We start from the raw sequence: 12,708 nt of genomic DNA, 5'->3' as shown, positions 1-12,708 counted from the left end.
GTCCCGCCCCTGCGCTCAGGAGCCGCCCGGCGACGTTATGCTCTCGTCGGTGCGATCCGGCCCTGAGGTCGTCGGCGCACCGGCCGTCGCCGTTCCGGCCGCCGCAGCGGCCGGCGGGGCGATGCTGCGCCGGGCGGCCCGCAGCACCGGCCGCTCGAGCAGGAACCAGGAGGCCAGGGCGAAGGGCACCGTCGCCGCCAGCGCCAGCAGGGAGTAGCGCCAGTAGCCGAGGCTCGCGAAGCCCAGCACGGCCAGCAGCTGCTGGACCTGGAAGGCGTAGATGTACATGCCGTAGCTGATGTCGTGGCGGCGCACCCAGCCCGGGGACCAAAGCACGTGGCTGATCCACAGCAGCACGTAGGTCCCGCACAGCGAGGCGATCTGCCCGCCGATCACCGGGTCCCACTGCACCGCCGCGATGAACCCGGCCGCCGCCGCGAGCGCCAGCAGGGGGTGCATGCCGATCCTGCCGCGCAGCATCTGCAGGACGCTGCCGGCCAGGAAGTACGGCAGGAGCTTGCCGAGCATCTGCAGGTCGAAGCCGATCATGTCGAAGCGCCCGGTGCGGTGGACGAGCACCCAGAACGCCACCGAGGCCGCCCACAGCAGCAGGACGGGCCAGGCCCGGCGGCGGGCGACGGCGAGGATGCCCAGCACGGCGATGACGAGGTAGCACCAGAACTCGTAGTACAGGCTCCACAGGGAGCCGTTCCACGCCCCGGGGTAGGGCACGTCCAGCGGGGTTCCGGCCACGTTCCACGTGGTCATCTTCAGGGTGATGTTGTTCCAGAGGTACTGCCAGGGCATGGCCGGAGCCGTCCAGAAGCCCTCGAGCGAGCCGTGGGCCCGGCGCCAGGAGATCGGGGCGAACACCAGCGCGGTCACGGCCAGGCACACCAGGAACGCCGGGTAGATCCGGGCGATGCGCAGGGTGAGGTACTCCCCGAAGGTCTTGGTGCGCCGCGAGGCCATGATCAGGTAGCCGGAGAGGCTGAAGAAGCCGATCACGGCCCAGCCGCCGATCGCCTCGACGCCCCAGACCGGCCCCTCGCCCAGGCCCAGCAGGGGGAAGCTGTGGTGGAACAGCACGGAGGTCGCCAGCACCAGGCGCACCAGGTTCATCCCGTTGCGCTGCAGCGAGAAGGGGCGGCCGATGAGCATCCCCGCCGGTCGGGCACCGTCGCGCGGCGCCGCGTCCTGCGCGCCGGCCGCCGTGGATGCGCTCACGCGGGGTCCTCGGGATCCGCGGCCCGGCGGGCCTGCGCCGCCTCGTCCTCATCGGCCGGCCGGGGCGGCAGCACCGCCTGCTCGAGCCGCTCGACCTGCAGGCGCAGGATCGCGGACTCCTCGGAGAGCACGCGGGTCTCCTCGTCCAGCCGGGACACCTCGAGGGACAGGTGCAGGGCGACGCCCAGCAGCAGCAGGATCGCGAGGACGAACAGGAGGTTGGAGGGGATCGCGACGCCCACCGCCCGGGAGAGGACCTCCAGGACGCGCGGGAACACGGCCAGGACGACCACGAGGAGGCCCACCAGCATCCACAGCGCGGCGTACTTCTCGCGCAGCAGACGGGAGCGGATCAGCACGATCACCGTCACCAGGACGGCGACCGCGATCACTCCGAAAAACAGCGAGCTGGGCATGGCGTCTCCTCGTCCTCAGTCCTCGGCCCGGGCGATGCGCTCGCGGATGTCCCCGCGGTCCTCCGGACGCACGGGGGCGCGCGTCATGGCCACGATCACCGCGAACACGCTGCGGCCGAGGTACAGCGCGGCCTTGACCGGGTTGGCCGAGGGGGTGCCGCCCTGGCGCGGGCGCATGTGCACGCCGACCTGCGTGACCCGCAGCCCGGAGCGCACGGCGACCACCAGCGAGTCGACGGTGTCCCCCAGGTACTCGGCCGGGTAGTGGTGGCAGTACTGCTCGATGGCCCGCTGGTTCGCGGCGCGGAAGCCGCTGGTGACGTCGCTGAGGCGGGTGCGGGCCAGCCGCGAGACGACGGCCGCGAGGAAGACCATCGCCCAGCGGCGAGGGCCGCGGACCGTGTACTCGCCGCTGCCGGCGAACCGGGCGCCGATGGAGATGTCCGCCCGCTCCAGGCCCTCGAGCACGTGGGGGATGTCGCGGGGATCGTGCTGGCCGTCGGCGTCGACCTGGATCACCTGGGGGTAGCCGAAGCGGCGCGCGTAGCGGAAACCGGCCCGCATCGCCCCGCCGACGCCGAGGTTGTAGGGGAGGCTGAGCACGCTCGCCCCGGCCTCGGCCGCGATCCGCGGGGTCCCGTCGACCGAGCCGTCGTCCACGACGAGGACGTCGGCCGAGGGCACCGCCTGGAGCACCTCGCGGACCGTCGCGCCGACGGTCTCCTCCTCGTTCCATGCCGGCACGATCACGAGAAGCCGGGCCGCGCCCTCGTCCATCCGCTCGCTCCCCCGTATGCCGGTGCCGTCCCAGGAATCCCCGGCGGTCGCACGGCCAGCCGGTCCGGGCCAGCGTACCGTCCCGGTTTCCGGCGGCGACGCGCCGCCCGATACAGTGGGGCCTCGCGGACGGACGGGGAGACGGAGGGTTCAGTGGCGACGTGGGCTCCGATGCTGATCCCGTTCGCGGTCACCACCGCCTGGCTGTTCGTCCCCGGGCTCGTCTGCACCACCGCCCTGCGCCTGCGCCCCGCCCATGCCTGGGGCCTGGCGCCGCTGTTCTCCCTCGCGCTGATCTCCGTCGCCGCGATCCTCGCGCCGATGGCCGGGATCGGTTGGGGCCCCCTGCCGGCAGGGGGACTCGCGGTGCTGGTCGGCGCCCTGTTCTGGGCCGTGAGGGTGATCTCCTCGCGCCTGCGCCGCCGTCGCGGCCCCGCCGCCGCCGACGAAGCGGCCGAGGCCGATGATCCCCTCGCGGCCGATGCCCCGGAGGATGCCGGCACCTCCGACGACGCCGAGGCGTCCGAGAGGACCGAGGCGTCCGTCGAGGCCTCCGGCGCCGCCCCTGCGGCGCGGATCGAACGTGCCCCGGAGGCCGAGGGCCCGCCCCGCACCGGGACCGCCGTCCCCCGCCGGCGCACGCCCGGGGCCCGGGCGGTGTCGATCCTCACCTCGGTGGAGCTGCTGACGATCCTCGCGATGGTCATCGGGGGCGTGCTCCTGGCCCGCACGGTCACGGGCGTGATCGGCGTGCCCGATGCGCTCTCGCAGACCTTCGACAACATCTTCCACCAGAACGCGGTGCGCTACATCCTCGACGGGGCGAGCGCCTCGAGCCTGGACCTGCTGTCCATGACCGCCTCCCCCGGCGACTCCACCTTCTACCCCGCCGCCTGGCACGACACCGTCTCCCTCGTGCTGCTGACCACGGGCGGCGGCAGCATCGTCGTGGCCACGAACGCCATGGCCCTGGCGGTGTGCGCCCTGGTGTGGCCGGCCGGCATCGTGCTGCTGTGCCGGGCCGTGCTGCCCTCCTCGCTGCTGCGGCTGGGGCTGCTGCCCGCCGGGGTGCTGGCCGCGTCCTTCCCGCTGTTCCCGCTGCTGTTCATCGTCTTCGGCGTGCTCTACCCGAACCTGCTGGGCCTGTCGCTGCTGCCGGGGATGCTGGTGCTGGTGCTGCGCTTCCTGCGCATCGGCCGCCGCGACGGGATCACCTGGACCGCCGTGGTCGTGGGCGGGCTGATGGGGTCGATCGGCATGTCCCTCGCCCACCCCAACGCCTCCATGTCGCTGGTCGCCATGGTGATCCCCATCGCCGCCGTCGGCGCGGTGGGGGCGCTGCTGCGCGCCGCGCACCCCCGCGTGCGCGGCACCGTGCTGCCGGTGCTGCTGCTGGCCGCCGGCGCGTACGGCCTCTTCGCCGGGGCCCGGGCCATCTGGCCCATCATCCGCCCGCCCGAGGAGGCCCTGACCTGGCCCCCGAGCTCCAGCATCCCGGAGGCCATCGGCCGCGCCCTCACCTTCGACGCCGCCGCCGGCATGCCCGCCTGGTCGCTGATGGTGCTGCTGCTGATGGGCGCCTACGCCGCCGTGCGCGTGCGGCGCGCCGAGCTGCTGGGCGCCTGGGTCGTGGTCGTCTACCTGTGGGTCGCGATCTCCGGCTGGGAGGACGGCGAGGCCCGCACCGCCCTGGTGGGGGTCTGGTACAACGACCCGTACCGCCTGGCGGCCGTCCTCGCGATCCCCGCCGTGCCAATCGCCGCCCTGGGCGTGGCGCTGCTGACCCGGCGCACCGCCGACGTCCTGGGGCCCCTTCTCCCGCGCGCCCCGCGGCGCGCCCTGTGGCCGCTGCTCGCGATCGTGGCGAGCGTGCTGACGCTGCAGGTAACCCACGACACCGACTGGATGCGCTTCGCCGAGCGCAGCGCCGGCTGGAGCTACCGGCTGGACGAGAAGTCCAACGTCCTCACCGCGGACGAGCTCGCGCTCATCGAGCGCCTGCCCGCGTCGGTGCCGCAGGACGCCGTGATCATCACCAACGCCTGGAACGGCAGCTCCATGGCCTACCCGTACACCGGCATCGCGACCACCTCGCACCACACCCTGGAGTACGCCTCGCCGCAGGACCAGATGTTCGAGCAGCACCTGCGGGAGGCCTCCACGAACCCGGAGGTCTGCGCCGCGGTGCAGGACACGGGCGCGGACTACGTCCTGGACTTCGGCTCGGAGAACGTCAACAGCTCCCCCTGGGACTTCCCGGGCTTCCACGACCTGGGCGACGCGCCCGGCTTCACCCTGGTCGACTCCGAGGGCGAGGCCGCCCTGTACCGGATCGACGCCTGCGCGCCATGACCGCTCCCGCCGTGCAGCGCAGCGACACCCGCCGGATCCTGCTGGCCTCCCTGCTCGCCGCGGTCTCCAGCTTCGCGATCATGGCGCTCGCGGCACGGGCGCTGCCCCCGGAGGCCAATCGCCAGTTCCTCGTGTTCTGGGCGGTGCTGTTCGGGGTCTTCGGCGTCCTCTCCGGCATCCAGCACGAGACCACCCGCGCGGTCTCGGCGGCCCCGGCGCCGCTGGGCGGCCGGGCCGGGACCGGGGTGCTGGGCTCCGCCGCCGGCATCGGCGCCGCCGCCGCCGTGCTGCTCGCGGCGACCGCCCCGCTGTGGGCGCCGGGGCGCCTGCCGTCGGGGACCGTGGGCGCGGTGGCGGTGGTCGTCGTGGCCGCCGGCCTGTACGCCTGCCACACCGCGGTCGCCGGGACCCTCGCCGGCCGGGGCCGCTGGCGCCCCTACGCCGATCTGATGGGCAGCGAGGCGATCCTCCGCCTGCTGGCCTGCGCGCTGGTCGTCCTCGCGATCGTGCTCGGCGCGGTGGGCGCCGGGACCGGCCTGGCGCTGCTGCAGCTCGCCGCGGCCTGCGCCGTCCTCGTATGGGTGGTGATGGTGCTGGCCACGCGGGCCGGGCGCGCTGCGGCCCGCGCCCGCGTCGCCCTGACCGGCCGGGAGCTGCTGGGGCGCCGCCTGGGGGCGATGCTCACCGCCGCCTGCTCCGCCGTGCTGGTGACCGCGTACCCGACGTTCATCGACGCCTCCGCCCGCGGCGAGGACGCCGCCGCCGTCGCCGCGCTGCTGTTCATGCTGTCGCTGACCCGCGCCCCGATCATGATCCCGCTGCAGGCGCTGCAGGGGATGGCGATCACCGCCTTCGTCGCCCACCGCGACCGTCCGCTGCAGGCCCTGGCCCCGGTGATGGCGCGGATCGCGCTGCTGGCCGCGGGGGCCGCCGTGCTCGCGGCGCTGCTGGGCCCTCCCGCCCTGCGGCTGGTCAACCCGCTGTACGACTCGCACCCGCTGACCTGGGCGGGTCTCACCCTCGCCGGCGGCACCGTGGCCCTGCTGACCCTCAGCGGCACCGCGGCCCTCGCCGTGGACCGCCACCGCGACTACGCCGCCGGCTGGCTGCTGGCGAGCGCCGTCGGGGTCGCCGTGCTGTGGGTCCCGCTGGGCCTCGAGCTGCGGGTCGTGCTCGCGCTGCTGCTCGGGCCGATGCTCGGCATCGCCGCCCACCTGCTCCTGCTGCGGCGGGCCACCGGGGCGGAGGGGGCCCGATGACCGCGGTGCGCATCAGCGTCATCATCCCGGCCCACCGCGCCGAGGGCAGCATCGGCCCTGCGATCGCGTCGGTGCTCGAGCAGGGCCGGCCGGACGTCGAGGTGATCGTGGTGGACGACGCCTCCCCCGATGCCACGGCCGAGGCCGCCCGGGCCGCCGCCGCGGCCGCCCCGGACCGCGTGCACGTGCTGTCCCTGGACGCCAACGCCGGGGTCTCCGCGGCACGCACCGCCGGACTCGCGAGGGCGCGCGGGGAGATCATCGCCTTCCTCGACGCGGACGACGTGCAGCTGCCCGGATTCCTCGACACCGTGGATCGGGCCCTCACCGCAGACGTCGACGCCGTCGTCGTCGGCCGCCGCGTGCGGACGGGGAGCCAGGTGCGCGAGGAGGCCAGCCGCCGCCAGGGCCTGCTCACCGGACCGGAGGCGGCGCGTGCCGCCATGCGCGATGCGATCACCCCGTTCCCCTGGGACAAGGCGTTCCGCCGCGAGCTGCTGGGGACGGAGCCCTTCCCCCGGGGCGTGCACCGCTTCGAGGACCTCGCGGGGGTGATCGTGGCGCTCTCGCGGGCCCGGACGGTCCGTTCGCTGCCCGCGCCGCTGGTCGAGTACCGCATCAGCCCCGGCTCCCTCACCTGGGGTCGCGTGCCCGAGCGCGCCGAGCGCGACGCCGCCCTCGGCTTCGTGCGCACGCACCTGCCCCCGGCCGTGCGCGAGGGCGCCGCGCAGGACATGGCGGTGCTGCACCTGCTGCTGACCGTCCTCATCGCACAGTCCGCGGCCCTGTCCGGGACCGGAGCGGACGGCTCCCGCGCCGTCCTGTCCGCCTGCCGGCGCGACCTGTCCGCCCGCGTCCTGCCGGCCGCCCTGCGCACGAGCCCCGCGGCCGGGATCGCCGCCGCGCTCCTGCTCGCCCGGCCCCGCCTGTTCGCCGCCGCGGTGCGCGGGCGCACGCGCCGCCGCTACGGCGGCGCCGCCCGCGGCTGACCCCGGCGCGGCACGGCCCTCGCCTGGATCCCGGAGACAGCCCGGGGCCGTACGATGACCTGGCGCCACGCGGACGGAAGAAACGGAGTGCACGTGATCCTGGTCCTGGCCACGGCGGCCGCCGCCCTCGCCTCCCTCGCCGTGCTGGCGCTGCCGGGCCTGCCCCTCGCGCTCGGCCTGCGCATGCACCCGCTGGCGCGCGCCGCCGTGCTGACCCCGCTGTCGATCGCGGTGGTGACCGTCGCCGCGGAGGGCTGCGCCCTGATCGGCCTCCCCTGGAACCCCCTGGCCCCGCTGCTGCTGGGCCTCCTCGTGGGCGTCCCGCTGCTGTGGCGGCGCCGCACGGAGCTGCGGGGGCTGCTCCCCGCTGCCCGGGACCGGCTGCGGGCCTCGGCCACGGCGGGCGTGATCGCGGCCGGCGTGCTGCTGGGCGGGACGGTGACCCTCGTCCGCGCCCTGGTGATGATGGGATCGATCGACGCGGTCAGCCAGACCTACGACGCCGTCTTCCATCTCAACGCCGTGCGCTGGGTGCTGGACACCGGCTCCGCCTCCGCCTGGAACGTCAGCACGATGACCGCCATGCCGGGCGCCGACGGCACCTTCTACCCCTCGGCCTGGCACCAGCTGGCCAGCCTCGTGGTGATGCTCAGCGGAGGGGACATCGTGCTGGGCTCCAACGTGCTGATGCTGGTGCTGGCGGTGCTCGTGTGGCCGCTGGGCCTGGTCGCCCTGGTGCGGCTGTGCACGAGCTCCGGCCGGCTCGGGCTGTTCCTGGCCGGGGCGCTGTCGGGGATCTCCTCCGCCTTCCCGCTGATGCTCATGTCCTGGGGCATCGTGTGGCCGAACTTCCTGTCCACCGTCCTGCTGCCTCCGCTGATCCTGCTGGGCGCGCACCTGGTGGGTCTCGTGCCCGAGGCCCGCGAGCGCATCGCCCTGGGCCCGCTGCTGGGGCTGCTCGCCCTGTCGGGCCTGGCCCTGGCGCTCTCCCACCCCCAGGGCGTGTTCGCCGCGCTGCTGCTGGCGGTGCCGGCCGCCGCCTGGGCCGCCGGGGCGCACCTGGTGGCGCTGCGCCGCTCCGCCGCGCCCGAGCCCGCGCGGCGCGGCCTGCTCGTCCGGGCGCTCGCGGTCCTGGTCCTGCTCACCGCGATCGCCGTGGTCATCTGGCCGCGCCTGCGCCCCTCGCAGTCCTCGGCCGTCTGGGGGCCGTACACCGATCACGCCTGGTCGTTCCTGGAGGCGATCTCCCTGGCCGGGACCGGCGGGCTGCCGGTGGTGGTCGTGGGCCTGGCGATGGCCGCGGCCATCGTCGGCGTGCTGCTGCGGGGCCAGGGCCGCTGGCTGCTGCCCGCCTTCGCCGTGTCCTCCGCGGTGTTCATGGTCTCCGCCTCGGTGTGGGACCTGGACCTGCGCTATGCGATCACCGGCAACTGGTACTCCGACACCTACCGCATCGCGGCGATCCCCGTGGCGGCGGGCGTGCCGATCCTCGCCCTCGGCCTCGACTCCCTGGCGGGGCTGCTGACCGGCCGCCTGCGTCCCGGAGCCGCGTCCGCCGCGGCGGCGGGGGCCGGTGCCGCTGCCGCGCCGCGGGAGCAGGTCGTGCGCATCGGCCCGCGGGTGCTGACCCGCGGCCGCCACGAGCGCGCCGCCGCGGAGACGCCCGTCCCCCCGTCCCCGCGGCGGCCCGCCCCGGTGCGCCCGGCCCTCGCCCTGGCCGCCGTGCTGGCCGTGCTCGCGGGGACGGCCCTCGCCTCCCTGGGCCCCGCCGGCCGGTTCGCGCACGACCAGGCGGCCTTGAACTGGACCCGCTACGACCTGCTCACCCCCGACGAGAAGGCCCTGCTCGAGCTGGTCCCCGACTACGTGCCCGAGGACGCCGTGATCGCCGTGAACCCGTGGAACGGCGGAGCCCTCGCCTACGCGATCTCGGACCGGCAGGTGCTCAGCCGCTTCATGGGCTTCGAGGCCCCCGAGGAGGTCCATCTGCTGAACCGGGCCCTGGACGAGGCCGACGAGGACCCGGAGGTGTGCGAGGCCGCGCACGAGCTGAACGTCGAGTACGCCCTGGACTTCGGTCCCCGGGAGCTGTTCGGGCGGCGCGCCACCTATGTGGGGCTGAACGAGATCTCCACCGGCGGCGCGGCGGAGGTGGTCGCGCAGGTCGGCGAGGCGAAGCTGCTGCGGATCAAGCCCTGCACCGGCACAGATGGTTCAATGCTGGGATGACCGACGCCTTCTCCGCGCAGGACCCGCTGACCGACGCCCCCTCGACCCCGGCGCGCCCGTCCCCCGCCGCGCGCGCCGCCGCCGAGGACCTCGGCGCCTTCGTCGCCGCGTCCCCGTCCTCCTTCCACGCCTGCGCCGAGGCGGCCCGCCGCCTCGAGGACGCCGGCTTCACGCGCCTGGAGGAGGACGCCGACTGGCCCGAGGTGCACGGGAACCGCTACGTCATCCGCGACGGCGCGATCATCGCCTGGTCCGCCCCGCCGCAGGCCGACGCCGCCACCCCCTGGCGGATCGTCGGCTCCCACACCGACTCCCCCGCCCTCAAGCTCAAGCCGAACCCGCAGCTGGGCGCCGAGGGCTTCGCCCAGGTCGGCGTCGAGGTGTACGGCGGGCCGCTGCTGAACTCCTGGCTGGACCGCGAGCTGCGCCTGGCCGGCCGTCTCGCCCTGCGCGGCGGCGAGGAGGTGCTCGTCGCGACGGGCCCCGTGCTGCGCCTGCCGCAGTTGGCCGTGCACCTGGACCGCGGAGTGACCAAGGACGGCCTCACGCTGGACCCGCAGCGGCACATGCAGCCGGTGATCGGCCTGGGCCCCGTCGACGTCCTCGGACTACTCGCGCAGGCCGCGGGCGTGGCCAAGGACGACGTGCTGGGGTACGACGTCGTCACCGTCGACGCGCAGGCCCCTGCCGTGTTCGGGGCGCACGAGGAGTTCCTCGCCTCGGCGCGGCTGGACAACCTCTCCTCGATGCATGCGGAGGTCGAGGCCCTGATCGCGGTCGCCGGCTCCTCGTCCCGCTCCGCCGGGGCGCCCATCGCGCTGATGGTCGCCAACGACCACGAGGAGGTCGGCTCGGCGAGCCGCTCGGGCGCCGCCGGCCCGTTCCTCGAGGACGTGCTAGTGCGCATGCACACCGCCCTCGGCGGGGACGACGCGAGCCGTCGGCGTGCGCTGGCCTCCTCGATCGTCGTCTCGGCCGATGCCGGCCACGCCGCCCACCCCAACTATCCCGAGCGCCACGACCCCGTCACCCGGCCCCGCCTGGGCGCCGGGCCGGTGCTCAAGATCAACGCCAACCAGCGCTACGCGACCGATGCGGTGGGCATCGCCGTGTTCACCGAGGCCTGCGAGCGGGCCGCCGTGCCGCTGCAGAGCTTCGTGGCCAACAACGCCATGCCCTCGGGCTCGACCATCGGTCCGATCACCGCGACCCGCCTGGGCATGGTGACGATCGACCTGGGGATCGCCCTGCTGTCCATGCACTCGGCGCGGGAGATGTGCGCCGTGGCCGATCCGCTGTACCTGCGCCGGGGGCTCGCGCAGTTCCTGCACGGGTGAGCGGCGCCGCTGCGGGCACCGGCCCGCCTCCCGGCACCGGGCCCTCCGCCGCCGCGGCGGGCGCCGGGGTCGCGTCGGGGCCCGCCCCGCGGCGGTTCCGGCCCGAGCTGCACGGCCTGCGGGGCGCGGCGATCGGTCTCGTGGTCGTGTACCACGTGTTCATCGGCCGGGTCTCCGGCGGGGTGGACGTGTTCCTGTTCATCTCCGCCTTCCTGCTCACCGGCACCATCGCGGCCCGGCTCGAGCGCGGGGACCGGGTGCACGTCGCGACCCTGCTGGCACGCACCTTCAAGCGCCTGCTCGCCCCGGCCGCCGTGGTCGTGCTGGCGACGCTCGCCGGCGCGCTGCTGTGGATGCCGCCGTCGACCTGGACGAACCTGCTCGACGACGCGGTGGGCTCCCTCCTGCACGTGCAGAACTGGGTGCTCATCGACCGCTCCGTGGACTATGCGGCCCACGACTCCGGCACCTCTCCGCTCCAGCACTTCTGGTCCCTGTCGGTGCAGGGGCAGATCTTCGTGCTGTGGCCGCTGCTGATGGCGGGCACCGGCCTTGTCGCGCGGGCCCTGGGCCGGCGGCCCCATCGGGCGCTGGTGCTGATGTTCGCCGTCGTCGGGGCGGCGTCCTTCGCCTGGTCGGTCTGGTCGACCGCCGTCGACCAGCCCGTCGCCTACTTCGACACCGCCGCGCGGGCCTGGGAGTTCGCCGCCGGCTCCCTGCTGGCGCTGCTGATGCCGCGGCTGGAGCGGGCCATGGCCGCCCGCGGCATCGTGCTGCGGGTGCTCGCCGGGTGGCTGGGCCTGGCCGGGCTGATCTCCTGCGGCATCATCCTGGACGTCGACGGGGTGTTCCCCGGCTGGATCGCCGCCTGGCCGCTGGCCTGCGCCGCGCTGATCCTCGTGGCCGGATGCACCGGCGTCCGGGGATCGGCCGACGCCCTGCTCAGCACCCGACCGGCCGCCTTCCTGGGCGATGTCGCCTACGCCCTGTACCTCGTGCACTGGCCGCTGCTGGTGCTGTGGCTCTCCGGGAGCGGCCGCGAGAGCGCCGGCCTGCTGGACGGCGCCGTGCTCATCGTGCTCAGCCTGGTCCTCGCCCACCTCCTCACAAAGCTCGTCGACACCCCGGTGCGCCGCTGGCCCTGGGCCGATGCGCATCCCGCGCGGGCCGGCGCCGTGGCCGCCCTGGCGCTGGTGACCGGCCTCGCCCCCGCCGTCGGCGCCCAGCAGGTCCTCGAGCATCGCCGGGCGGAGGCCGAGGCCCGGGCCTCCCGCGACAACCCCGGGGCGCGGGTCCTCGCCGAGGACTACACGCCGCATCCCGAGGCGGACCCCGACGCCCCCGTGCTCCCGGCCCCGGAGAACGCCGCCCGGGACTGGGTCTTCGCGCCGGAGCCGTGCGAGGGCGACCGCGCCCCGCGCGACCCGGGGCTGCGGGAGAGCTGCACCATCACGCCCGGGGACGAGGACGACCCGGTGATCGTGGTGGTCGGCAGCTCGCGGATGGAGCAGCATGCCGGCGCGATCATCCCCCTGGCCGAGCAGAACGGGTGGCGGGTCATGATGCTGTGGCAGAAGTCCTGCCCCTACTCCCCCGGGACGGAGAACCGCGGGCCGGAGTGCGCCGCCCACAACGACGCCGTGGCCGCATACCTGGAGCAGACCCCTCCCGATGCCGTCGCGACCTCCACGACCCTGGTCACATACGACCCCGAGGAGAGGGTCTCCCCGGGGATCGAGGACGGCCTGTCGCGGCTGACCGAGCGGGGCATCCCGGTGCTCGCCTTCCGCGACCAGCCGCGCCTGGTGGACGTCCAGCCCACCGAGTGCCTCGAGGAGCACGGCGCGGACTCCCCGCTGTGCACCGTCCCCGCCGCCGACATCTTCGCCCCGGAGCGCCCCGATGCCGAGCTGCTGGCGCGGGCCGATGCCGAGGGCCCCGCCCCCGTGGTCCCCGTGGACATGACGCCGCTGTACTGCCCGGAGGGCACCTGCCGGCCGGTGATCGGGAACGTCGCCGTCTACCTCGACGAGGACCACATCTCGGGGACCTACGCGCGCAGCACCTCCGGCGCCCTGCAGGACCAGCTGGACGCCGCCGGCTGGCGGTGGTGACCCGCGGC

Annotated in this window: 9 protein-coding genes; 6 read left to right on the top strand and 3 right to left on the bottom strand. The window is 75.0% G+C overall.

Translation table 11 applies throughout. The features are described 5' to 3' along the window. Positions 1–15: 15 nt before the first annotated feature. From BF93_RS16170 to BF93_RS16160, 3 genes are read right to left on the bottom strand one after another with little or no spacing between them, the layout of a single operon-like run. Positions 16–1,227, bottom strand: coding sequence for an acyltransferase family protein (locus tag BF93_RS16170; protein WP_051487099.1), 1,212 nt, complete (start codon positions 1,225–1,227; stop codon positions 16–18). Continuing rightward, positions 1,224–1,643, bottom strand: a complete 420-nt coding sequence (locus BF93_RS16165) for a DUF2304 domain-containing protein (protein ID WP_051487098.1) — start codon at positions 1,641–1,643, stop codon at positions 1,224–1,226. The genes BF93_RS16170 and BF93_RS16165 overlap by 4 nt, the downstream gene beginning before the upstream one ends. A 15-nt stretch (positions 1,644–1,658) precedes the next feature. After that, positions 1,659–2,420, bottom strand: coding sequence for a glycosyltransferase family 2 protein (locus tag BF93_RS16160; RefSeq protein ID WP_051487097.1), 762 nt, complete (start codon positions 2,418–2,420; stop codon positions 1,659–1,661). 171 nt (positions 2,421–2,591) lie between these two features. Between BF93_RS16160 and BF93_RS20250 the strand changes: the two genes are divergently transcribed. The 6 genes from BF93_RS20250 (at position 2,592) to BF93_RS16130 (ending at position 12,700) form a co-directional block, all read left to right on the top strand. Then, positions 2,592–4,772, top strand: coding sequence for a DUF6541 family protein (locus BF93_RS20250; RefSeq protein WP_038374051.1), 2,181 nt, complete (start codon positions 2,592–2,594; stop codon positions 4,770–4,772). Further along, positions 4,769–6,031 (top strand): hypothetical protein, encoded by a 1,263-nt coding sequence (locus tag BF93_RS16150; RefSeq protein WP_038374050.1) that lies wholly within the window; start codon positions 4,769–4,771, stop codon positions 6,029–6,031. The genes BF93_RS20250 and BF93_RS16150 overlap by 4 nt, the downstream gene beginning before the upstream one ends. Then, a complete protein-coding gene (locus tag BF93_RS16145) occupies positions 6,028–7,020 on the top strand; it encodes a glycosyltransferase family 2 protein (protein WP_038374049.1) in 993 nt (330 codons plus the stop codon). The genes BF93_RS16150 and BF93_RS16145 overlap by 4 nt, the downstream gene beginning before the upstream one ends. Before the next feature lie 93 nt (positions 7,021–7,113). Further along, positions 7,114–9,249, top strand: a complete 2,136-nt coding sequence (locus BF93_RS20245; protein WP_051487096.1) for a DUF6541 family protein — start codon at positions 7,114–7,116, stop codon at positions 9,247–9,249. Then, positions 9,246–10,586, top strand: a complete 1,341-nt coding sequence (locus BF93_RS16135; RefSeq protein WP_084148639.1) for a M18 family aminopeptidase — start codon at positions 9,246–9,248, stop codon at positions 10,584–10,586. Before BF93_RS20245 ends, BF93_RS16135 begins: the two co-directional genes overlap by 4 nt. After that, positions 10,583–12,700: an acyltransferase family protein gene (locus BF93_RS16130; protein ID WP_038374048.1), complete on the top strand. Its 2,118-nt coding sequence runs from the start codon at positions 10,583–10,585 to the stop codon at positions 12,698–12,700. Before BF93_RS16135 ends, BF93_RS16130 begins: the two co-directional genes overlap by 4 nt. Positions 12,701–12,708 lie beyond the last annotated feature (8 nt).

This window comes from Brachybacterium phenoliresistens, from assembly GCF_000576425.1.
Taxonomy (GTDB): Bacteria; Actinomycetota; Actinomycetes; order Actinomycetales; family Dermabacteraceae; genus Brachybacterium; species Brachybacterium phenoliresistens.
Note: the sequence above shows the minus strand (reverse complement) of the source record. Positions and strands in the feature narration are given on the sequence as shown.